Origin of the sequence: Gordonia caeni, from assembly GCF_039537105.1 — a bacterium.
Lineage (GTDB): Bacteria > Actinomycetota > Actinomycetes > Mycobacteriales > Mycobacteriaceae > Gordonia > Gordonia caeni.
Window position 1 is genome coordinate 175,402 of sequence record NZ_BAAAZW010000001.1, and the last position, 21,632, is coordinate 197,033.

General features: G+C 70.6%; 21 protein-coding genes. 8 read left to right on the plus strand and 13 right to left on the minus strand.

Going from position 1 to position 21,632, the window contains the following annotated elements:
• Positions 1-202 precede the first annotated feature (202 nt).
• From ABD732_RS00830 to ABD732_RS00865, 8 genes are read right to left on the minus strand one after another with little or no spacing between them, the layout of a single operon-like run.
• On the minus strand, positions 203-1,054 hold the full coding sequence (locus ABD732_RS00830) for an HAD family hydrolase (RefSeq protein WP_344779607.1): 852 nt from the start codon (positions 1,052-1,054) through the stop codon (positions 203-205).
• On the minus strand, positions 1,051-1,836 hold the full coding sequence (locus tag ABD732_RS00835; protein ID WP_344779609.1) for a lysophospholipid acyltransferase family protein: 786 nt from the start codon (positions 1,834-1,836) through the stop codon (positions 1,051-1,053). Before ABD732_RS00835 ends, ABD732_RS00830 begins: the two co-directional genes overlap by 4 nt.
• 1 nt (position 1,837) lies before the next feature.
• Positions 1,838-2,629 carry a lysophospholipid acyltransferase family protein gene (locus ABD732_RS00840; protein WP_344779611.1) on the minus strand — a complete coding sequence of 264 codons (792 nt, stop codon included), beginning with the start codon at positions 2,627-2,629 and terminating at the stop codon, positions 1,838-1,840.
• Between the two features lie 21 nt (positions 2,630-2,650).
• Positions 2,651-3,373, minus strand: a complete 723-nt coding sequence (locus ABD732_RS00845; RefSeq protein WP_344779613.1) for an anti-sigma factor — start codon at positions 3,371-3,373, stop codon at positions 2,651-2,653.
• Complete coding sequence (gene sigK / locus ABD732_RS00850) at positions 3,363-4,007, minus strand: ECF RNA polymerase sigma factor SigK (protein WP_344779615.1); 645 nt, start codon at positions 4,005-4,007, stop codon at positions 3,363-3,365. The genes ABD732_RS00845 and sigK overlap by 11 nt, the downstream gene beginning before the upstream one ends.
• A 2-nt stretch (positions 4,008-4,009) precedes the next feature.
• A complete protein-coding gene (locus tag ABD732_RS00855) occupies positions 4,010-5,317 on the minus strand; it encodes a class I SAM-dependent methyltransferase (protein ID WP_344779617.1) in 1,308 nt (435 codons plus the stop codon).
• Positions 5,314-6,033 (minus strand): DUF1365 domain-containing protein, encoded by a 720-nt coding sequence (locus ABD732_RS00860; RefSeq protein WP_344779619.1) that lies wholly within the window; start codon positions 6,031-6,033, stop codon positions 5,314-5,316. Before ABD732_RS00860 ends, ABD732_RS00855 begins: the two co-directional genes overlap by 4 nt.
• Positions 6,030-7,364, minus strand: a complete 1,335-nt coding sequence (locus ABD732_RS00865) for an NAD(P)/FAD-dependent oxidoreductase (RefSeq protein ID WP_344780328.1) — start codon at positions 7,362-7,364, stop codon at positions 6,030-6,032. Before ABD732_RS00865 ends, ABD732_RS00860 begins: the two co-directional genes overlap by 4 nt.
• Positions 7,365-7,490: 126 nt before the next feature.
• Between ABD732_RS00865 and ABD732_RS00870 the strand changes: the two genes are divergently transcribed.
• Positions 7,491-8,837, plus strand: coding sequence for a TIGR01777 family oxidoreductase (locus tag ABD732_RS00870; protein ID WP_344779621.1), 1,347 nt, complete (start codon positions 7,491-7,493; stop codon positions 8,835-8,837).
• An 8-nt stretch (positions 8,838-8,845) separates the two neighbouring features.
• Here ABD732_RS00870 and ABD732_RS00875 read toward each other — a convergent pair whose 3' ends face one another.
• The 3 genes from ABD732_RS00875 to ABD732_RS00885 form a co-directional block, all read right to left on the minus strand.
• On the minus strand, positions 8,846-9,460 hold the full coding sequence (locus tag ABD732_RS00875; protein ID WP_344779623.1) for a lipocalin family protein: 615 nt from the start codon (positions 9,458-9,460) through the stop codon (positions 8,846-8,848).
• A 108-nt stretch (positions 9,461-9,568) separates the two neighbouring features.
• Positions 9,569-10,264 (minus strand): fasciclin domain-containing protein, encoded by a 696-nt coding sequence (locus tag ABD732_RS00880; protein WP_344779625.1) that lies wholly within the window; start codon positions 10,262-10,264, stop codon positions 9,569-9,571.
• A gap of 144 nt (positions 10,265-10,408) precedes the next feature.
• Positions 10,409-11,359: an SDR family NAD(P)-dependent oxidoreductase gene (locus ABD732_RS00885; RefSeq protein WP_344779627.1), complete on the minus strand. Its 951-nt coding sequence runs from the start codon at positions 11,357-11,359 to the stop codon at positions 10,409-10,411.
• Between the two features lie 190 nt (positions 11,360-11,549).
• Here ABD732_RS00885 and ABD732_RS00890 point away from each other — a divergent pair, with 190 nt between their 5' ends.
• The 3 genes from ABD732_RS00890 (at position 11,550) to ABD732_RS00900 (ending at position 15,623) form a co-directional block, all read left to right on the plus strand.
• Positions 11,550-13,154, plus strand: coding sequence for a Rieske 2Fe-2S domain-containing protein (locus ABD732_RS00890; RefSeq protein ID WP_344780330.1), 1,605 nt, complete (start codon positions 11,550-11,552; stop codon positions 13,152-13,154).
• Complete coding sequence (locus ABD732_RS00895) at positions 13,151-14,365, plus strand: CaiB/BaiF CoA transferase family protein (RefSeq protein ID WP_344779629.1); 1,215 nt, start codon at positions 13,151-13,153, stop codon at positions 14,363-14,365. Before ABD732_RS00890 ends, ABD732_RS00895 begins: the two co-directional genes overlap by 4 nt.
• Positions 14,366-14,459: 94 nt before the next feature.
• Positions 14,460-15,623: a glycoside hydrolase family 1 protein gene (locus ABD732_RS00900; protein WP_344779631.1), complete on the plus strand. Its 1,164-nt coding sequence runs from the start codon at positions 14,460-14,462 to the stop codon at positions 15,621-15,623.
• 48 nt (positions 15,624-15,671) lie between these two features.
• Here the strand turns inward: ABD732_RS00900 and ABD732_RS00905 are convergent, their stop codons facing one another.
• Positions 15,672-16,496 (minus strand): MBL fold metallo-hydrolase, encoded by an 825-nt coding sequence (locus ABD732_RS00905; RefSeq protein WP_344779633.1) that lies wholly within the window; start codon positions 16,494-16,496, stop codon positions 15,672-15,674.
• 148 nt (positions 16,497-16,644) lie between these two features.
• Here ABD732_RS00905 and ABD732_RS00910 point away from each other — a divergent pair, with 148 nt between their 5' ends.
• From ABD732_RS00910 to ABD732_RS00925, 4 genes are read left to right on the plus strand one after another with little or no spacing between them, the layout of a single operon-like run.
• Positions 16,645-17,697 (plus strand): FecCD family ABC transporter permease, encoded by a 1,053-nt coding sequence (locus tag ABD732_RS00910; protein WP_344779635.1) that lies wholly within the window; start codon positions 16,645-16,647, stop codon positions 17,695-17,697.
• Positions 17,694-18,791 (plus strand): FecCD family ABC transporter permease, encoded by a 1,098-nt coding sequence (locus ABD732_RS00915; RefSeq protein WP_344779637.1) that lies wholly within the window; start codon positions 17,694-17,696, stop codon positions 18,789-18,791. Before ABD732_RS00910 ends, ABD732_RS00915 begins: the two co-directional genes overlap by 4 nt.
• Positions 18,788-19,675, plus strand: coding sequence for an ABC transporter ATP-binding protein (locus ABD732_RS00920; protein WP_344779639.1), 888 nt, complete (start codon positions 18,788-18,790; stop codon positions 19,673-19,675). Before ABD732_RS00915 ends, ABD732_RS00920 begins: the two co-directional genes overlap by 4 nt.
• Before the next feature lie 29 nt (positions 19,676-19,704).
• Entirely contained in the window at positions 19,705-20,691 is a 987-nt protein-coding gene (locus tag ABD732_RS00925; RefSeq protein ID WP_344779641.1) for an ABC transporter substrate-binding protein, read from the plus strand.
• On the opposite strand, the gene ABD732_RS00930 is transcribed toward ABD732_RS00925, so the two are convergent.
• The gene (locus ABD732_RS00930; protein WP_344779643.1) at positions 20,685-21,533 is read right to left on the minus strand and encodes a formate/nitrite transporter family protein; all 849 of its coding nucleotides are present in this window, start codon (positions 21,531-21,533) and stop codon (positions 20,685-20,687) included. The two genes, ABD732_RS00925 and ABD732_RS00930, sit on opposite strands and share 7 nt — an antisense overlap.
• Between the last annotated feature and the right edge of the window lie 99 nt (positions 21,534-21,632).

Genomic DNA, 21,632 nt, shown 5'->3' on the forward strand with positions numbered 1-21,632 from the left:
GCGGCATGCTCCACAACCCAGCGCGGTCACAAGCAGGTCACGCTTGTCGAACACGAATCGAACAGCGCAGGCGGGGCTGCCCCGGCCCGCCCCGGCTCCCAGTTGGCGTGTCGCGCCCCTGGTGGCATGTCGCGCGTGCGGCTGCGGGCGCGAGATCACGAGAGGGGCGCGACACGCGCGGGACGACCAGGGGCCTCGGTGGTTAGAACCAGCGCTCGAGGACTTGGGCTAGGCCGTCTTCGTAGTTGGGTGGGGCCACCTCGTCGGCGGCGCCGATCGCGGCCGGGTCGCCGTGCCCCATCGCCACGCCGAGACCCGCCCAGCGCAGCATCTCGATGTCGTTGGGCATGTCGCCGAAAGCGATCGGCCTCCCGCCTGCGACGTCGCTGTTGGCCACCAGCCACGACAACCCGCTGGCCTTGTGTACCCGCGGCACCGACAACTCGATCAGACCGCTGCCGGTCGAATAGGTCACCTCGGCCAGGCCGTCGAGCGCCGGACGCACCCGGTGCGCCATGTCCCGCGACGCCATCCCGGGTACCCGCGCCAGGAGCTTCACCGCGGGCATCGCGAAGATGTGCTCGTCGCTCACCTGCACGTGGTCGGGATTGAGCCAGGCGTGCTCGTAACCCGCCGTGGCCACGAACGGCGCGGTGGCGGCGTCGCCGTCGCCGTTACCCGCGACGGTGCTCGCACGCTCGGCGGCCAGTCCCGCGCCCGGCAGCCGCTCGGCGACCACCTCGGCGACCCGGTGCAGGACATCGACCGCCAGGGCATCGACGTGCAAGATCTCGTCGGCGACGACATCGTAGACCATGGCGCCGTTCGCGCAGACCGCGTACCGCACCGCCGCCGGGGAATCAGCCAGTTGATCGGTGATCTGCGGAATCCAGCGCGGCGGCCGGCCGGTGGCGAGTACCAGTTCCACCCCGTCGGCGCGGGCGCGCTCGAGTGCCCGCCGGGTCCGCGGCGTCACGCGATCGTGGTCGTCGAGCAGTGTGCCGTCGACGTCCGAAGCGATCAGACTCGGCGGCCCCCAGGCCGGTGCGCTCATCGGTGTTCGTCCCCGTTCTTGTTGTCTGCAGCCTTCTCGGCGCGTCGTCGCGCCTTCTGTTCCGCCTCGGCGTTCTCGATCACCAGGGCTTCCTCCGGTGTCGGCGCGCTCCCGCCCAGGCGGGCCGGCAGCCAGTCGGCCCCGGCCGGAGCCTCCGGATATTCGTCCTGGACCTGGTGCAACAGCTGTTCCATCACCGCGTGCAACTGCCGGGTCGCCTCCTCGACGTCCACGTCGGGCGGATAGTCGATCGGGGCGCCGAACCGGACGTCCACCGGGATCCGCGCGAAGCCCATGCGCCGCGCGGTGCCCTTGCTCCACTGGCGCTGGGCGCCCCAGCACACCGCGGGCACCACCGGCACGCCGGCCTCGGCGGCCATCCGGACCGCCCCGGTCTTGAACTCCTTGAGCTCGAAGCTGCGGCTGATCGTGGTCTCCGGGTAGACCACCACGACGTCCCCGCCGCGCAGCGAGTCGACGGCGGCGCGGTAGGCCTGGGCGCCGGCCGACCGGTCCACCGGCACCGCACGCGTGCGGGTGACCAGGAACCGCATGATCGCGATGTCCATCACCTCGGACTTGATCATGAAACGCGCGCGGCGGCCCGCCCGGTACAGCCCCAGAGCGGGCGGCAGGAAGTCGGTGTACGCCGTGTGGTTCAGCGCCAGGACGAAGCCGCCGGTGACCGGGATGTTCTCCACCCCGAAGAAGCTGCGGCGCATGCCTTGCGCCCGGACCAGGGCGCCGGCCGTGATCTCCAGCGCACGAAAGACCGGTTCCACGTCAGGCCTCGTCGGAGCCCTCGCCCGGCTGCTCGCGGGCGGCCCGCTTCGCGGCCTTCTCGGCGGCATCGGCGGCATCCATGGCATTCGCCTCGTCCAGGGTCGGTGCGCCGCCGCCGAGGCGGGCCGGCACCCAGAACTCCCCGGCCGGGTACGGACCATTCCACTGCGCATACATGTCCTGCAGCTCCAGCAACTTGGCCGACATCGAGGCGTGCAACTGAGCGGTGATCTCCTCGGCGGAGCCGTTGGGCAGGATCGGCTCGGCGACGCCGATGGCGATCTTGAAGTTGTTCCGGCCCAGCGCCTTCGGGTGTCCCTTGGTCCAGATGCGCTGGGCACCCCAGATCACCGACGGGATGATCGGAGCCCCGGAATCGAGGGCCATGCGCGCCGCGCCGGACTTGAACGCCTTGATCTCGAAACTCCGGCTGATCGTCGCCTCGGGATAGACGCCCACCAGTTCGCCGCTGCGCAGATAGTCGACGGCCATCTGGTAGCTCTCGGCACCGTTGCCGCGGTCCACCGGAATGTGCCGCAGGGCCCGCATGATGGGGCCGCCGATCGCGTTGTCGAAGACTTCCTTCTTCGCCATGAAGCGAACCTTGCGCCGCCCCTGCAGGTGCGCGGGGATGCCGGCGAGGGTGAAGTCGAGGTAGCCGGTGTGGTTGATCGCCACCACGCCCGGCCCGCTCACCGGCACGTTCTCGACGCCGGAGATCTTGAACTTGAGGCCCTGGGCCAGCCACAGCGTGCGTGCCGCGCCGATCACCGTGTCGTATACGGGTTCCATACTCGTCAGCCTAGCCGGGCGTCACGACAGCGGGAGCCGGGCGACGGGCTCGCCGATCATCTCGTCCGGCGTGGCGGCATCGCCGACGGTGAAGCTGACCGCGGTGGCGCCGCCCATGTCGTGCAGGGTCGCGGTGGTCGACGGCGCGACATCGGCGTCGGACATGGTGCCGGCCAGTCGGGGACCGCCCGGGCCGTCCAGCCACATCTGATAAATGGTGCCCGGGGCGGGCTGCGGAACCTGATTCATCACCAGAATGCCTTCCCCGGCCTCTGGCGAGTACGTGATGGTCGCCCGACCGCCGGCCACCTCGCCGCTGGTGGTGCGCACATCCGGTGCGGCGAAGACCTGCTCGGCCGTCGTCTGATTCACCGGTTCCGCGTCGCCGCCGAGCGTGTAGCCCAGCACCACGCCGCCGGCCCCGAGCAGCACCGCCGCGGCCGCGGCCGCGGCGAACAACCGCAGCCGATTCCGGTCGGGCGGGCCGGGCGTCTCGGTCCGCGCGGGCAGGGCGTCGACTCCGTCGAGCACCCGCGCCCGCAGGGCGGGCGGCGGGGCCAAGGCCGTCGTCGCGCTGAGGTCGGCCATCGCCTCGCGGATCGCGGCGACCTCGGCGTCGAAGTCGGCACGCTCGGCGTCCGAGGCCTCGCGGAGGGATCGCAGCAGCCGCGCACGTTCGACGTCGTCGAGCGCATCGAGCGCGAACACAGCGGCGAGTTCGTGAAGGTCGGAGTCATCGATCACCGCCCAAACACCCCCTCAACCTCTTGAGTCCGTCACGAATCCGGCTCTTCACCGTGGGCAGGGCCACCGTGAGCCGGTCGGCGACCTCGCGGTAGGTCAGCCCGTCGTAGTAGGCCAGGCTGACCGCCTCGACCTGCAGGTCGGTCAGTGTCTCGAAGCAGTCCCGGGCGCGCCGCGCCTCCTCCCGCGTGAGTACCTCGTACTCCACGCCGTCGGTCTCTGCCACGTACGCGGCGCGTCCGTACCGCGATTCCCGATCCGACGCAGACGACTCGGCGCGCACCCGATCCACGGCACGACGGTGCCCGATGGTGAGCAGCCATGACAGCGGGCTGCCACGCTCGGCGCGGAAGCTGCCCGCCTCCCGCCACACTTGCAGGTATACCTCTTGGGTGACCTCTTCGCTGTAGCCGCGGTCGCGGAGAACCCGCATCACCATCCCGTAGACGCGGGCGCTGGTCCGGTCGTACAGCTCCGCGAACGCCCCGCGGTCTCCGTCGGCCACCCGGGACAGCAAGTCCTCGAGGTCGGCGACGTCGGCGGTCACGTCCGACTCTCTCTCCGGGGGCCCATTCTCCGGGCTGCGGGCGTCGTCATCGACCGACAGCCTAGCCGCCCCGAGCACCGCAATCATCACTAGTCCGGCAGCGCGGCGACGGCGGGCTTGTCCAGACGCAGCTGATAGACGTCAAGGTAGCCCGCGCGAAAACCCGCCTCGGAGTACGCCAGATAGAAGGTCCACATCCGTTCGAAGACCGCGTCGAAGCCGAGACGGCCGATCAGTGCGGACTGCGCACGGAACCGCTCGCGCCACAGCCGCAGCGTGCGCGCGTAGTGGCGGCCCAGCGCCAGTTCGTCGGTCACCGTCAGATCCGTCGCGGTGGCCACCACCTCCCGCAAGGCCTCGATCGACGGCAGGCAGCCGCCCGGGAAGATGTACTTGTGCACCCAGGTGTACGTCGATCCGGAGACGAGCATGCGCTCGTGCGGCATGGTGATCACCTGGATCGCCGCCCGGCCGCCGGGAGCGAGTACCCGCTGGACGGTGCGGAAGTACTCCGGCCAGTACTCGCGGCCCACCGCCTCGAGCATCTCCACCGACACCACGGCGTCGTATTCGCCGTCGACCAGGCGATAGTCGAGCAGGTCCACGCGAACCCGCTCGGCGTGGCCGGCCTCGGCTATCCGGGTCAGCGCCAGCTCTCGCTGCTCGCTCGACAGAGTCAGCGACCGCACCTGCGCTCCGCGTTCGGCGGCCCGCAGACAGAGCTCGCCCCAGCCGGTGCCGATCTCCAGCAGCCGAGTACCCGGTCCCACCCCCGCCTGATCGAGCAGGCGGTCGATCTTGGCCCGCTGTGCCGCAGCCAGATCGTCCCAGCCCGCCGTCTCGGCGGCCTCGTCGGTGCCGAAGTAGGCGCTGGAGTAGCTCAGGGTCTCGTCCAGGAACGCCGCGAACAGGTCGTTGGACAGGTCGTAGTGCCGCGAGATGTTCGACCGGGTGTTAGCGACGGTGTTCTGTTCGTCGTCGGGATGCCCGGGCAGCACCAGCGTGCGCAGGCGCTGCAACGGGGCGGGCACCAGCTCGGCGACCCGTTCGGCGAAGGGCGTGAGCACCCCGACCAAGTCGTCGGTGGTCCAGTCGCCGGCCATGAAGGCCTCCCCGAAGCCGATCAGGCCGTCGGCGCCTACCCGCCGGAAGAGCGCATCCGGATCGCGAATAATCATGCGCGGCAACACTTCTCCGGCAGCTCGCCGAGTGTCGCGACGGGCCCCGCGAGCCCGGGACGGGTATTCGATCGAGAGCGGCAGACGCCGGGTCGCCACCGCGAACAGCCGGCCGGCCGCCGCGGCGCGCAGCTTGCCGCCGCGCGGCAGCGCCACATCCGGCCAGGCGGTGGCATCGACGCACACCTCGGTGTGATCGCAGCAGTCGGTGACAATCATCGAACATGTCCTTTCCTCGTCGGTACCGACGGTCGGGGTCTGGGGTGAATGTGCAGGCCGCGCGCCCACAGCCGGATGCCGTGAACGCGGATGCGCAGCGCTACGAGCCACGTGGCCAACGGCGCCCGCAGTTGCGCGCGCAGCGTCGCGGTGAACGGCGGCTGTCCCGGGCGATCCAAAGCGATGGCCACGCGCACCCGTCCGGCGGAATCCGGTTCGGGGACGGCCAGCCGGTAGCGGCCGGAGACGTCGTTGAACGGGGAGACGTAGAACTGCTTGTCCACCTCGGCGCGACCGCGCGCGTCCGGATGCACCAGGTAGCAGTGCCGGCCGCCGTAGGTGTTGTGCACCTCGGCGATCACGCAGCGCAGCCGTCCGACCCGGTCGTGGCACCAGAACACCGACAGCGGATTGAACACGTAGCCGGCCACCCGCGGCGACAGCAGCGCGGTGACCCGGCCGTCGATCGCCGGCGCGCCGACGTCGGCCAGATGGGCGTCGAGCCGACCCCGCAGGGTCTGCCCCGGCCAGCTCTGCTCCGGAAAGTGGTCGTCGGCGCGGAAGCGGGCCGCCCACCGCAGGCCGCGCGGCAGCACCGGGAGGTCGTCGACGTCCACTAGCCAGCTCAGGCTCCGGTAGGCGAAGGCGTGCTCCACCGGCGCGCGGCGGGCGTGATGGATGCGCGTGAACACCAGGGACGGCACCGGGGCGGTCATCGCGGCACCGCCGCCGGCCGGTCGGCCCGCTCGTCGGGCCACACGCCGCCGAAGCGCCGGGCGGCGCGGAGCCCGGAGGCGGCGCCGTCCTCGTGAAAGCCCCACCCATGGTAGGCGCCGGCGAAGACGATCGCGGGGGTGTCGATCTCCGGCAGGCGCCGCTGCGCCGCCACCGACGCCAGGTCGTAGATCGGGTGCTCGTAGGTCATCGACGCCAGCACCGTGCCCAAATCCACCAGGTCGGTGCGCCCCATGGTGAGCAGGTGCCGCGGGCGCCCCGGAACCTCCGGCCCGTGCGGCAGGCGCATGAGTCGGGTCAGGTCGTATGTCACCGCCACCTGCGTGCCGTCGTCGCGAATCTGGTAGTTCCACGAGGCCCGCGCCGCGCGCGCCCTGGGCAGCAGGCTTTCGTCGGTGTGCAGTACGGCGGGCTTGGCCGCGTACCGCAGGTCGCCGAGGACGGCGCGCTGGAGTGCCGACGGCGCGCCGAGCAGGGCCAGGGCCTGACCGGAGTGGGTCGCGACGACGGCGCCGTCGTACCGCTGGCGCGCACCGCCCGCGGTCAGCTCGACGCCGTCGCCGGTCTCGCGCAGGTCGCTCACCGGGGCTCCGCGCACGACTCGCCCGCCGTGGTCCTCGACGTACGCGGCCACCGCGTCCACGTACACCGCCGAGCCGCCCGTGATTGTCCGCCACTGCGGCGACCCGAAGACCGAGAGCATCCCGTGGTGGTCGAGGAACTCGAACAGATATCGCGCCGGGTACCGCTCCGCGTCGTCGGCGTCACACGACCACACCGCGGCCACGAGGGGCAGCAGGAAGTTCTCGCGGAAGTAGGTCGACAGGCCGGTGCGCTCGACGAAGGCGCCGAGCGGCTCGTCGTCGGCCGGATCGTCGAGCACCGCCTGCGCGAGGCCGTGGAAGCGCTTCACCTCCACGAGCATCCGCAGGTAACGACCGCTGGTGAGGTTGCGCCACGACGGGAACAGTCCGGCCGCACCCCGCGCTCCGGCGTACTCCAGCCCGGTCCGTTCGGACCGCACCGACATCGACATGTCGGTGTCCGCGGTGGCGATGCCGAGGTGACCGAACAGGCGCAGCAGGGTGGGGTAGGTCCGATCATTGTGCACCAGGAAGGCCGTGTCGACGGCCACCCGCGCGCCGTCCGGGGTGTCGACGAGATGCGTGTGCGCGTGCCCGCCGAGCCGGTCGTCGGCCTCGAACAAGGTCACTTCGTGCTGCTGCGCTAGCAGGAACGCCGAGGTCAGACCGCTCATGCCGCTGCCGATCACCGCGACGCGTCCGGATCCCGATGCCAGTCGTTGATTCATCACGACCGGCATTCGGAGCCGCGGCGTCCCCGGATGGGTCCGCGTGCGCCATCCGGGTGCGCGGCCGTTCCGAATAACTGGACGAGCCGACCTGTCACCGTGGTCGTACGGAAAGGATGTCCCACCATGAGCATCAGCTACTCGAGTACCGTCGACGCGCCGTGCGAGGAGGTCTTCGCCTGGCATGCGCGCCCGGGCGCCCTGCTCCGGCTGTTGCCGCCGTGGCAGCCGATGCGCGCGCTGCGCGAGGCCTCGTCCCTGGCCGACGGTCGGGCACTGTTGGGACTGCCGGGCGGTCTGCGCTGGTGCGCGCAACATCGGATCGACGACTACCGGCCCCCGTATCGTTTCGCGGACGAACGGATCACCGTCGACGCACGCACCGCCCCTGCCGCCCTGTCGGGCACCTGGCGCCACGAACACGAGTTCACGCCGGAAAAGCCCGGACGCACGCGGATGACCGATCGCGTCACCACCGCGGTGCCGGCCGCCGCCCTGCGTTCGACATTCCGCTTCCGGCATCGTCAAGTGGCCGACGATCTGGCCCGGCACGCGGCGGCCTTCACGGCCGGGTTCGAGGCGCAAACCATCGCGGTCACCGGCGCCTCCGGCATGGTGGGCACCCAGCTCTGCGCCTTCCTCACCACCGGCGGCCACCGCGTCATCCGTCTCGTCCGCCGGCCCGCCGACGGCCCGGACGAGCGGACTTGGGATCCGGAGGCCCCGGCCGTGGATCTGCTCCGCGGCGTCGACGCCGTGATCCATCTGGCCGGCGCCCCGATCGCAGGCCGCTTCACCGACCGGCACCGGGCGCAGATCCGGGAGAGTCGGGTGGGTCCGACGCGGCGGCTGGCCGAGCGGGCCGCGGCCGAGGGCGGCCTCACCTTCGTCAGCGCCTCGGCGATCGGCTACTACGGGCACGACCGCCCCGGTGCGCAACTCGACGAACAGGCACGAGCAGGCCATGACTTCCTGGCCGGAGTGGTACGCGAGTGGGAGGCGGCGACCGCACCGGCCACCGACGCCGGGCTGCGGACGGTGCAGGTGCGCACCGGCATCGTGCAGAGCCCGCTGGGCGGCACTCTGCAGTTGCAGCGGCCGATCTTCGCCGCCGGACTCGGCGGACGGCTGGGCAACGGCCGCCAGGTGTTGAGCTGGATCGATCTGGACGACCTGATCGACGTCTACCACCGCGCCCTGTACGACGACCGGCTGCGCGGACCGGTGAACGCCGTCGCACCGCAACCGGCGAGCGCCAACGAGTACGCGGACACCCTGGCGCAGGTTCTGCATCGTCCCGCGCTGCTGCCGGTCCCCGAGTGGGGCCCGCGGCTGCTGCTCGGTCGTCAGGGTGCCCGCGAGTTGGCGCTCGCCGATCAGGCCGTGTTCCCGGAGGTGCTCACCGCCCACGGCCACCGGTTCCGGCGACCGAACCTCACCGAATGCCTCGACCACCAGCTGGGCAGGGCCTGAAGCGGTCCCTACCGCGGCGTCGTGCACAGCGGCGCGATGCCGCTGAGCCCGCCGGTGGCCGGGGAGGTGAAATAGGTGCAGTCCGACTGGCCGGCGGCCGCGATGGCCGCGCGCACCGCCGTCCAGTCGGCGCGCTCGAGTGCCGGGGTGCGCGCGAGCACGAAACCCGACCGGCGGCTGGGATCGGTCACCACCGCCCACGCGTAGTCCGGATCCAGGCCCACCACGATGTAGTTGGGCACCTTCTCGGACTGATCCCAGTTCGGGACGCCCGGGAAGCGGACGCGCAGCTGCGCGCCGGTCTCCCGGTCCAGCACCGTCGCCCGCCCGGTGATGGTGTTGGGGGTGCCGGCCCAGGTGGTGCACGAGTTGCGCACGCTCACCTCGCCGTCGTCGGTCGCCGAGTACCGCGCCGTGGTGTCCCGCGCGCACACGAGATTGAACGGCGCGGGTACCGCCGCCAGCTGATGCCAGGTGCCCAGATAGCGGTCCAGTTCCACCCGGGGCACCGGTGCCGGTCCGCCGCCCGACGGGGCGGCGACCGCCGCGCCCGCACCGGCACCCGTGGCCAACGCCAGCGCGCACATCGCGGCGGCCCAGGTTCGATGAGCTCTGCGTGTCATGGTTTTTCCTTCGCGTTGTCGGTGTCCGTGCGGATGCCCGTCGACGACGGTGCACGACGCGAGGGTCGGGCACCGTCGTCGACGAGCGCTTGATCGAGGTCGGGGCGGTCAGTTCTGATCGGCCGGCGGCATCAGGACCTGGTCGATCAAGTAGACGGTGGCGTTGGCCGTCTTCACGCCGCCGCAGATGACGCCCGCACCGTTCACCTTGGTGTCGTCGCCGCTGCCGGTCACGGTAAGCATGCTGCCCTCCACCGTCTTGTGCTCACCGGTCACCTTGTCCGGGCCGGCCTGGCCGGCAACCACGTGGTAGGTCAGCAGCGCGGTGAGGCCCTCGGTGTCGGTCTTGAGGGCGTCCAGGGTGCTGGCGGGAACCTGCGCGAAGGCCGAGTCCACCGGGGCGAAGACGGTGAACTCGCCGCTGTTGAGCGTGTCGACGAGGTTGACGTCGGGGTTGAGCTTGCCGGAGACGGCCGCGGCGAGCGTGGTCAGCATGGGGTTGTTCGCGACGGCGACACCGAGCTTCTCGGTGGCCATCTGGTCGAGCGAGCCGGGCCCGGTGGGCACCTGCGCGGCGTAATCGGCACAGCCGGCGCCGATCAGCCCGGCCGGGGCGGCGGTGGAGCCGTCGGCCGAGGTCATGTCGGTCATCATCCCGGTGGACATGGTGGTGCTCGGCGAGCTGGTGGTCGAGTCATCGCTGGAGCAGGCGGTCATCGCCGCGGCGACGGCGAGCGAACAGCCCACCACGGCGATCTTGGTCAGGGCTCCGGTCTTGGCGGTGGTCGTCGTGCGAGTACCCATGGTTCGAACTCCCTTGTGAGTGGCGCCGGCGAGGTGTCGGCGCCGTCAGCAGTGACATGGGTCATTCGGACCGGTGGGACAAGCGGATGGGTGCGGATCGGAGTTTTCTCGTCGGCCGCCGTGCCGCGCGGCTCGTGCGAGAGCTCAGCGGTACTCGTCGTCGACGATGCGAGCGACCCGCTCCCCCACCGCTCGACGTTCGGCCTCGCTGAACCGCGTGCGCCGCAGGTAGTGCTCGGGGCGCCGACGGCGGTCGTGCCAGAAACCGCCGGTCGGCGGCGCGGGCTCGGTGCCCAGCAGCCAGACTGCGGTGTCGGCGCCCGCGGCGGGGCCGCGCAGCAGCGGCCCGGCGAGGGTGGCGAACCGCGGGAGGGATCCGCTGACACCGGGGGTGTCCACCCAGCCCGGATGCATGCCGGCGACCATCACCCCGGCCGCTGCCCAGCGGTCGGCCAGCAGCGGCACCAGGGCCGTCTGGATCCGTTTGGAGCCGGCGTAGGCGCGCGCACCCCAGTACTGCCCGTCCCGGTAGTCGAGGTCATCGACGGGCAGCGGCGCGGTGTACATGCCGCCCGACGACATGAAGACCACGCGCGCATCCGGGCTGCGCCGCAGCGCGGGCAGCAGCAGTTCGGTCAGCGCGATCGGCCCCAGGACATGCGTGGCCAACGACAGTTCGTGGCCGTCGGGGGAGTCGGTGCGCTCGGGCGGCATCACGCCGGCGTTGTGCACCAGCGCGTCCACGTCGCGGCGGTTCAGGCGCGCGGCCAGATCGCGCACCTGCTCGGCGTCGGAGACGTCGCCCAGCTCCACACTCACCCGCGCCTGCGGGCACCGCTCGACGATCCCGGCGGTCACCCGCTGGGCACGCTCGCCGTCCCGGCCCACGACGATCACGTGCGCGCCGAGCGCGGCCACGCCCTCGGCGATGGCCGCCCCGATCCCCGAGGTGGCGCCGGTGACCGCCACGGTGCGCCCCGCGAGCGCGCCGGGGCGGGGATCGTCGTCGGAGCGGCCGGCCGCGCGCAGCGCGTAGCCGAGCCGCGAATAGCCCGCGATCACGGAGCGATCGAGCAAGGTGTCCCACACGTGCATTCGGTGTCCGTTTCCCTCGAGGTCGCCGGTCCCCTCCATCCTTACCGTCGAGCGGCCGACACGGCCACCGCGGATGCGGGCGGAATCACAGGGCCGTCCGCGACCCGTGGACCTTGGTCCCGGGCGCGGCGTCGCCGGGCCCGGATAGGCTGAGGACACAGCCTTGCACTACCCGAAAGGTCTTCCCACCGTGCAGATCACCAGCATCGGCCACGCCGGTTTCCACATCGAGACCGCCGCCGGCTCCATCCTCTGCGACCCGTGGGTCAACCCCGCCTACTTCGCCTCGTGGATACCGTTCCCGGACAACACCGAGCTGGACTGGAAGGCCCTGGGCGACTGCGACTACCTGTACGTTTCCCACCTGCACCGCGACCACTACGACGAGGCGAACCTGATCGCGAACGTCAACAAGGACGCGACGGTGCTGCTCCCGGACTATCCGGTGCCGGACCTGCAGCGCGACCTGCAGCGGCTCGGTTTCCACAAGTTCGTCGAGACCACCGATTCGGTGAAGCACCGCGTGTCCGGGCCGAAGGGCGACCTGGACGTGATGATCATCGCCCTGCGCGCACCGGCCGACGGCCCGATCGGCGACTCGGGCATCCTGATCGACGACGGCGAGACCACCGTCTTCAACATGAACGACGCCCGCCCGGTCGACCTGGACGTGGTCAAGGACGAGTTCGGCCACGTCGACGTGCACCTGCTGCAGTACTCGGGCGCCATCTGGTACCCGATGGTCTACGACATCCCCCGCAAGTCGAAGGCCAACTTCGCCAAGCAGAAGCGCCAGCGCGGCATGGACCGGGCCCGCAGCTACATCGAGCAGGTCGGCGCCACCTGGGTGGTTCCGTCGGCCGGTCCGCCGATGTTCCTCGACGACGACCTGTTCGCGCTCAACGACTTCAACACCGGCAGCGAATCCGACCAGGCCAGTATCTTCCCCGATCAGGCCGAGTTCCTGGAGCAGATGAAGGTCCACGGCACCGACGACGGCGAGCACCATCGCGGGCTGATGATGGTTTCCGGATCCTCGGCCGACTTCCGCGGCCCGGAACTGCTGGAGATCGAGCACCCGTATCCGCCGGAGCAGGTCTTCGGCGAGAACAAGGCCGGCTACCTGGAGCAGATGAAGGCCAAGTTCGCGCCGATCATCGCCGCCGACAAGGCCACCTGGGCCCCCGCCGACGGTGAACCGCTGCTGCCGCAGCTCAAGGAGCTGTTCGAGCCGATCATGGCGCAGTCCGATCTGATCTGCGACGGCATCGGCTACCCGGTGGGCCTGGTGATCGGCGACGAGACGATCGTCCTGGACTTCCCGCAGCGGACGGTGCGCCTGCGCGAGGACGGAGACGGCAAGTACCGCTACGGCTTCCGGATCGCCCCGGAACTGGTCCGCACCGTGCTGCGCGACGGCGAACCCGACTGGGTCAACACCATCTTCCTGTCGACGCGGTTCACCACCTGGCGGATCGGCGGCTACAACGAGTACCTGTACACGTTCTTCAAATGCCTCACCGACGAGCGCATCGCCTACGCCGACGGCTGGTTCTCCGAGGCGCACGACGACGACGCCTCCGTCGAGCTCGACGGCTGGGTGGTCCAGCGCCGCTGCCCGCACCTGAAGGCCGATCTGAGCAAGTTCGGCGTAGTCGACGGCGACAAACTGACCTGCAATCTGCACGGCTGGCAGTGGGACCTCCCGTCGGGCCGCTGTCTCACCTCCAAGGGCCACGAGCTCCGCGCCGAGAAGGCCGCCGACGACGCCGGCAAAGCCCCCGCCGGGTCGTGACCGCCGGCAGCGCCCCCGGGGGACCGCTGAGCCGTCCGCTCGACGGTTTCACCGTGGTCTCCGTCGAACAGGCGGTGGCGGCTCCGCTGGCCACCCGCCAGCTCGCCGACCTCGGGGCGCGGGTGATCAAGGTGGAGCGGCCCGGCGGCGGTGACCTGGCCCGCGGATACGACCACTTCGTCGCCGGCACCGGTGCGCACTTCGTCTGGCTCAACCGCGGTAAGGAGTCACTCGCGGTGGACCTGTCGTCCCCGCGGGGCCGCGCCGTCGTGCAGCGGCTGATCGACGGCGCCGACGTCTTCGTCCAGAACCTGGCGCCCGGCGCCGCCGAGCGCCTCGGGCTGGGCGCCGCCGAGCTGCGCGAGAGCCGCCCCGGACTCGTCACCGCCGACATCTCCGGCTACGGCTCCGGCGGCCCGTACGCGCAGCGCAAGGCCTACGACATGCTGGTCCAGGCCGAGGCCGGCCTGATCTCCATCACCGGAACACCGGAGTCGGCGGCGAAGACGGGGATCCCCACCGCCGACATCGCGGCCGGAATGTACTGCGCCCAAGCGGTTCTCGCCGCGCTGCTGCGCCGGGCCCGCACCGGGACGGGCGCGCAGATCGAGATCTCGATGCTCGAGGCCACCTTCGAGTGGATGGGCTACCCGATGTACAGCCGCCTGCACACGGGCGCCGAGCCGCCGCGGATGGGCGTCGGCCACGTCTCCATCGCGCCGTACGACTCGTATCCGACGGCCGACGGCGAGATCCTGATCGGAGTGCAGAGCGACAACGGCTGGCGTGCTCTGGTCACCGATGTCTTCGACCGCCCCGACCTGGTCGACGATCCCCGGTTCGCCACCAACGTCGACCGGGTCGCCCATCGCGCCGAGTGCGACGGGGTGGTCGCGGAGCTGAGCGCGCAGTGGACGTCCGAGGCGCTCAGCGGCCGGCTGGCCGCGGCGGGGGTGCCCGCCGCCGCGATCAACGACGTGGGCGCCGCGGCCGGGCACCGGCAACTGCGCGCCCGGGATCGCTGGCGCCGGATCGGCACCGAGCACGCCGTCGTCGAGGCGCTGCTGCCACCGGCCACCTTCGCCGACCACGAGGCGCCGATGGGCGACGTCCCCGCGCTCGGCCAGCACACCCGCGCCATCCTGGCCGAGCTGGGACTGGAGTCCGGCGACATCACCGATCTCTCGGGTCCGCCGGCAGGCGACGGTTGACGGCGCTTCGGCTCCGGATCGACCGATACCGCCGAACCACTATCTAACATCTGTTAACCTTCATCGCACTGCTTCCCGACGAAGGGCCTGACCGATGGCGACTCCCACCGTTCCCGCGTTCCTCTGGGGTGCGTCCACCGCGGCCCACCAGACCGAGGGCAACAACCTCAACTCCGACTGGTGGTACGCCGAGAACCGGGAAGGCGCCTTCTTCCCGGACCGCTCGGGCGATGCCGACGACAGCTACCACCGCTACGAGGAGGACATCGCGCTCCTGGCCTCGGCGGGCCTGACCGCTTACCGGTTCTCCATCGAGTGGGCGCGGATAGAACCCGCTCCAGGCCGGTTCTCCGCTGCCGAGCTCGCGCACTATCGCCGCATGATCGATCACTGTGTCGCCTCGGGGGTCGAACCGGTGATCACCCTTCACCACTTCACCCACCCGCGTTGGTTCGCGGAGATGGGCGCCTGGGCGCACCCCGACGCCGTCGATCGCTTCGCCGCCTATGTCGAGGCGGTCGTTCCGATCCTGTCGCCGGACGTGCGGTTCGTCGTCACCATCAACGAGCCCAATACTCTCGCGTCGGTGGGCAGCGTCATGAACCTCCACGAACTGGTCGCTCCGACCAACATGCCCGAACCCGATCCGGCCCTGCGGGATGCGCTGGCCGGGGCGCACAAGCGGGCCGTGGGAGTCCTGCGTGACGCCGGCCTGCGGGCCGGCTGGTCGATCAACACGCGACTGTTCCATCCCGAGCCCGGAGACGACGCGGCCGCGAAGGCCGCCGAGCACCTCTCGCGAGTGTTCGTCGAGGACTTCCTCGAGGTCGCGCGCGGCGACGACTTCGTCGGCGTCCAGGCGTACACCTATGTGCGGGCCACGGCCGACGGCGTCGCGAGCCCACCCGAGGGCACTCGCCTGACCAAGAACGGATGGCCCTTCTACCCGCAGGCCCTCCACGACGGCGCCGAACTGGCCCATCGCGTATCGGGCGCACCCGTGCTGGTGACCGAGAACGGGATCGCCACCGACGACGACGCTGAACGCATCGAGTACATGGACCAGGCGGTCGCCGGCATGAACGCCGCGATCGGCGCGGGCGTGCCCGTTCTCGGATATCTGCACTGGACGTTGCTGGACAACTACGAGTGGGGATCGTACTTCCCCACGTTCGGCCTGGTGGCCGTCGACCGGAAGACCTTTCAGCGCACCCCCAAACCGAGCCTGGCACATCTGGGCGAGCTGGCTCGGGGCTGACCGGGGCACTCGCTGCGGCGCCGGCCGCCGCGCCGCCCGCTCTGCTCGCTAGAGAATCTCCTCGAGGTGCGCGGCGATCGTGGCCTCTTCCATCGCATCGGCGTACCAGGGCCGGCGGCCGCCGACGCGGAAGACCACGCCGCGGCCGACCAACTCCTTCGCGACGGGCGCGTGGTGGTCCAGCAGTTCGCGAATTCGCTGCTCGCGGCGGTCGAGCGCGGCCTCGTGCACGGCGAGGTCGGCGAGGTAGCGCTCGCGATCGGTGTACGGCCCCTTGTGGTGGAAGGTGGTGTAGACCGCCGCCTCGATCTGCGCGCAGCGGGCCAGGGACGTGCGCACGTCCGGCAGCGTCGACCCCAGGTCGGCGTAGACCGGACCGAACGACGACAGGTCGACGTCGGCGGTGAAGAAGACTCCGTCGGGTTCGACGAAGAAGCCGCTGTGCCCGGCGGTGTGACCGGGCAACGGCACCACGTGGATGCGCACTCCCCCGCCGACGTCGATCACCGTGTCGTCGTCGAAGGCGGTGGCGTCGGGCCGCTCGGACCAACGGAACTCCCGGCGCAGCTCCTCGCCGATCGCCCCCTCCGGCACGTTCATGGCGCGGCGGAACTCGTCCCACGACGCCGTCGCGGCGAGGTCGCGACGATGCGCCATCACCGGCGCCGCGATCTCGCCGAGCCCCACCACGTGGTCTTCGTGATAGTGACTGAGCAGCACCAGGTCGGCGGCACAGTCGGTCTGGTCGAGGGAGGCGTCGATCTGCACGGTGGTCTGTCCGCCGTGGACGCGAATCGGGTTGCCGTACGGGTAGGCGCCGCCGTCGGTGCCCCGCAGCAGCACCACATGGTCGCTGAGCTGCACGTGGTCCATCCTGCGACCCTATCGGCCCGTCCCCGAGCCCGCCGGAACCGGCCGGGGCCCAGGCATTTTCCCGCGCCGCATGGTCAGCTCTAATAGACAAGGCTACGCTTACCTGAGCGATAACCGGACCACCGTCCTCGACCGTAAGGGACGTCTCGTGAAACAGGCCTCCGCCGCCGCGCCGCCACCGGCGCCACCGGGCGCGAATCCCGGTACCCGCGGGGCTTTCACGCGGTCCACGACGGTCGTGGGCCTCACCGGCCTGCTGGTGGTCCTGCTGCTGGGCGGGCTGTTCGTCGGCAGTGGCGACTTCAGCGGCGCACAGGCCTGGGATGCGCTCTGGGGTGTGGGCGATCCGACCACGCTGACGATCATCCGCGACGACCGCATCCCGCGGACCCTGCTGTGCGCTGTGGTGGGCGCCGCCCTCGGCGTCGCGGGCGCGGTGATGCAGGGCCTCACCCGCAACCCGCTCGCCGACCCCGGCATCCTGGGCGTCAACGCCGGCGCCTACTTCGCGATGGTCCTGGGCTCGGTGGTCTTCGGGGCCACCACCGCCGACTACACGTGGTGGGCCATGCTCGGCGCGCTGGGCGCCTCGGTGCTGGTGTACTTCGTCGGCTCCCGCGGTGCGGGCGGTGCCACCCCCGCCAAACTGGTGCTGACCGGTGTCGCTGTGGCCGCCATGCTGAGCGGCCTGGCGTTCGCCCTGACGATGATCCATCCCAAGACCTTCGATGCGATCCGCGGACTGCTGATCGGCACCCTCGACGGACGCGGGTGGAGCCAGCTGTCGGCGGCCTGGATCCCGGTGCTGATCGGGCTGGCCGCCTCGGTGGCCCTGGTCGGCTACCTCAACGCCCTGGCGCTGGGCGACGACCGCGCCTCCGCGCTCGGCGTTCCGGTGACCACCGTGCGCGCCGTCGGCTTCATCGCCGTCACCCTGTTGTGCGGCGCGGCCACCGCCGCGGTGGGGCCGATCACTTTCGTCGGCCTGATGGTTCCGCACGCGGTGCGCATGGTGGTGGGGCCCGACAACCGCTGGGTGATCCCGCTGTCGATGATCGTCGGGCCGATCGTGATGGTCGCCTCGGACCTGATCGCCCGCGTGATCACCTCGAGCGAACTGCCGGTGGGCATGGTGACCGCCTTCCTGGGCGCGCCGCTGCTGATCTGGCTGGCCCGCCGCGAGTCGGGACCGCAGCTGTGACCGCCGTCGACCAGCGGGAGTCGGCCACCCCGGTCCCGCCGGCCCGCTGGCCGCGCCGGATCAGGTTCGTGCGAGTCGGCCCGGTCAGCCTGCGTCTGGATCTGCTCGCCACCGCGGTGACCGTGTTCCTGGTGCTCGTCACCGCCGCCATCGCGCTCTGGTCGCTGGGCATCTCCACCACCGACTCGCCCAGCCTGAGCCCCGGGGAGATCTACCGGGTCCTCACCGGACAGCTCAGCGGCTCGGCGGCCACGCGCGTCTCCTCGGCCATCCCGGCGGTGATCGTGGCCGTGCTGGGCGGCATCTCACTGGCCCTGTCCGGCGCGATCTTCCAGACCGTCACCCGCAACCCCCTCGGCAGCCCGGACATCATCGGCTTCACCACCGGCGCCTACACCGGCGCGCTGATCGCCATGCTGGTGTTCGGCTTCGGCAGTGCCGGCACCACGGTCGGCGCACTCGTGGGCTGTCTGGCCACCGGCGTCGCCGTCTACCTCCTCGGCATGCGCGGCGGCACCGGCAACTACCGGTTCATCGTGGTCGGCATCGGCATCTCGGCCATGCTCATCTCGTTCAACGGCTATCTGGTGGCCACCGCGAACGTGCAGAACGCCGGCTCGGCCGCCGCCTGGGGCATGGGCAACCTCCGCAACCTGACGATGGCCGACACCATCCCGGTCTTCGTGGTGCTGGCGGTCCTGCTGCCCGTACTCGTGTTCGTCACCCCCCGCATGCGGATGTTCGAGCTCGGCTCGGACTCCGCGCAGAGCAAGGGCGTCGACACCGGCCGCACCGAACTCCTGCTGCTCGTGGTGGGCGTCGGTTTCGCCGCGGCCACCACCTCCGTCGCCGGCCCCATCGCCTTCGTGGCGCTGGTGGCCCCACAGGTGGCCGCCCGGATCACGCCGACCGCCGGCATCCCGCTGGTCACCTCGGCCGCCGTCGGCGCCGCCCTCCTGGTCTCCAGCGATGCGATCGCGCGCACCGTCCTGGCGCCCACCACCTCGCTGCCGGTCGGCGTGGTGACCACCTCGCTCGGCGGCATCTACCTGTTGTTCCTGCTGATGGCCCAGGCACGAAAGGCCCGACTATGACCACCACCCCGACTCCGCCCGCCCCCACTCCGCCCGCGGCGGCATCCACCCGCCTGGCCGGGACGGGGCTGCGCATCGGCTACGGCGACCGCACCATCATCTCCGACCTGGACGTGGAGATCCCGGACGGCTCGTTCACGGTGATCGTCGGCCCGAACGCGTGCGGCAAGTCGACGCTGCTGCGCGCCCTGTCGCGGCTGCTGCCGCCGCAGCACGGAACGGTGCTGCTGGACGGCCGCGAAGTGGACTCCTACCGCGGCAAGGAGTTCGCACGGCTGGTCGGGCTGCTCCCGCAGCAGTCCATCGCTCCCGAAGGCATCACGGTGATCGACCTGGTCTCCCGCGGACGTTTCCCGTACCAGAAGATGTTCCAGCAGTGGACCGACGACGATCAGCAAGCCGTCGACCGAGCCCTGCACGCCACCCGGCTGACCGAGCTGGCCACGCGGCGGGTGGAGGCGCTCTCCGGCGGCCAGCGGCAGCGGGTGTGGATCGCGATGGCCCTCGCGCAGGAGACACCGATTCTGCTGCTCGACGAGCCGACCACGTACCTGGATCTGGCGCATCAGCTCGAGGTGCTGCAGCTGTGCACCGAACTGAACGCCCAAGGCAAGACACTGGTGGCGGTCCTGCACGACCTCAACCAGGCCGCGCGGTTCTCCACCCACCTGATCGCCATGCGTTCGGGCGAGATCATCGCCACCGGACCACCGGCGGAGATGCTCACCGCCGAACTGGTGGAGAAGGTTTTCGGGGTGCGTTCGCAGGTGATCCCCGATCCGGAATCGGGCACCCCGATGGTGGTGCCGCTGGCCGAGAACCCCGTGGACTTCCGGATCGTGCCCGGCGACACCGCCGATCTTCAAGCGGCACACGACAACTGACCACTCAACCCCAACGAAAGGTCCCGATCATGTCGAAACGGCGTATCGGAGTGTTCTTCGCCCTCGTGGCGACACTCCTGCTGGTACTCACCGCCTGCGTGAACTCCGACGACGGTGAGAACGGCGTCTACAACGATCCGGGCGCCGACCCCGGCTTCTCGGTCGGCGACAACCCCCGCGTGGTGGCCCTGGGCTGGTCCGACGGCGCCATCGCCCTCGAGCTGGGCACCAAGCCGGTCGCCATCTACGACTGGCTGGGCTTCGGTGAGGCCACCAAGGGCGTCGGTGAGTGGGATGCCGCCAAGTTCGGCGACGACACCCCGGAGCTGCTGTCCGCACAGAGCCAGGGCGACTTCAACTACCAGCAGATCGAGGAGCTGGAGCCGGACCTGATCCTGAACGTCCGTGCCGCCGACGACAGCAAGGTGACCGATCGCCTGGCCAAGATCGCGCCCGTCGTCAGCGCACCGTCCGGCAGCGGCGACTTCGCGGTCAACTGGAAGACGCAGACCGAGCTGATCGGCAAGGCCCTGGGCAAGGGCGACGCCGCCACCGAGCTGATCGCCGCCACCGACGCCACCAGTGAGCGCCTGAAGAACGAGAACCCCGCCTTCGCCGGCAAGACCTTCGTCAACGCGGTCAAGTACGGCACCGCCTACGGCGCCTACCTGGCCGGCGACGCCCGCTTCGACGTCTTCGCCGGCCTCGGCTTCGTGCAGAACCCGCCGGTCACCCAGCTGCAGAGCTCGGGCTTCTTCGCCCAGGTCCCGGTGGAGCGCGTCAACGACCTCAACTCGCAGGTCGCGATCTTCTCCACCATCGGGCTGCCGTTCGCCGATCTGGAGAACGACGCCCGCCTGAACTCGCTGTCGGTGGTCCGCGACGACCGCGCCGTCCGCCTGGCGGAGGACGATCCGTCGGTCCAGGCCCTGTCGGCCGGGACCCCGGTCTCGCTGAACTTCGCGCTGGAGAAGGTGACCCCGCAGCTGACCGCCGCGGCGGCCCGGGTTCAGTAGGACCGTTCCGCAGGCTCCTCCTGAGCGCGAAGACCCGGCCGGGTGTCCGGCCGGGTCTTCGCGTGCGTGATGTACAGCACCAGGCCCACGAAGGTCAGGCCGCCGATCAGGTTCCCCAGCACCGTCGGGATCTCGTTCCACACGATGTAGTCGGCCAGGGAGAAGTCGCCGCCGAGCATCAGTCCGGACGGGAACAGGAACATGTTGACCACCGAATGCTCGAAACCCATGTAGAAGAACAGGGAGATCGGGATCCACATCGCGATCACCTTGCCCGACACCGACGTCGACATCATCGCCGCGACCACCCCGGTGGACACCATCCAGTTGCACAGGATGCCGCGCACCAGCAGCGTCAGCATGCCCGCCGCGCCGTGCTCGGCGTAGCCCGCGGTCCGCGCGTGACCGATCTCGGCGAGCTGACGCCCGACCTCGTCGGGCGCCACCGAGAAGCCGTAAGTCACCACGACGGCCATCGCCGCCGCCACCGTCAGCGCACCCAGCAGGTTCCCGACGAACACCAGCCCCCAGTTGCGCAGCACCCGCCTCACCGTCATGCCGCGGCGGCGGTCCAGCAGGGCCAGCGGCACCAGGGTGAAGACGCCGGTCAGCAGGTCGAAGCCGAGCAGATACAGGATGCAGAAAGCGCCCGGGAACAGAAGTGCGCCCAGCAGCGGCTCCCCGGTGCGCACCGTGACGGTGACCGCGAAGGCGGCGCCCAGCGCCAGAATGGCGCCGGCCATGTACGCCCGCAGCAAGGTGTCCCGCGTGGACAGGAACGATTTGGCCTCGCCCGCGTCGACCATCGAGCGGACGAATTCGGCCGGTTTCACATACGACAAGGTCTTCTCCTCAGGATCTGATGATCCGATCCAAGAAGACTCCGATTCCCGGCCGGTTACCGGCGAGGGCGCCCGATGTCACCAGGCACGCACATCCGG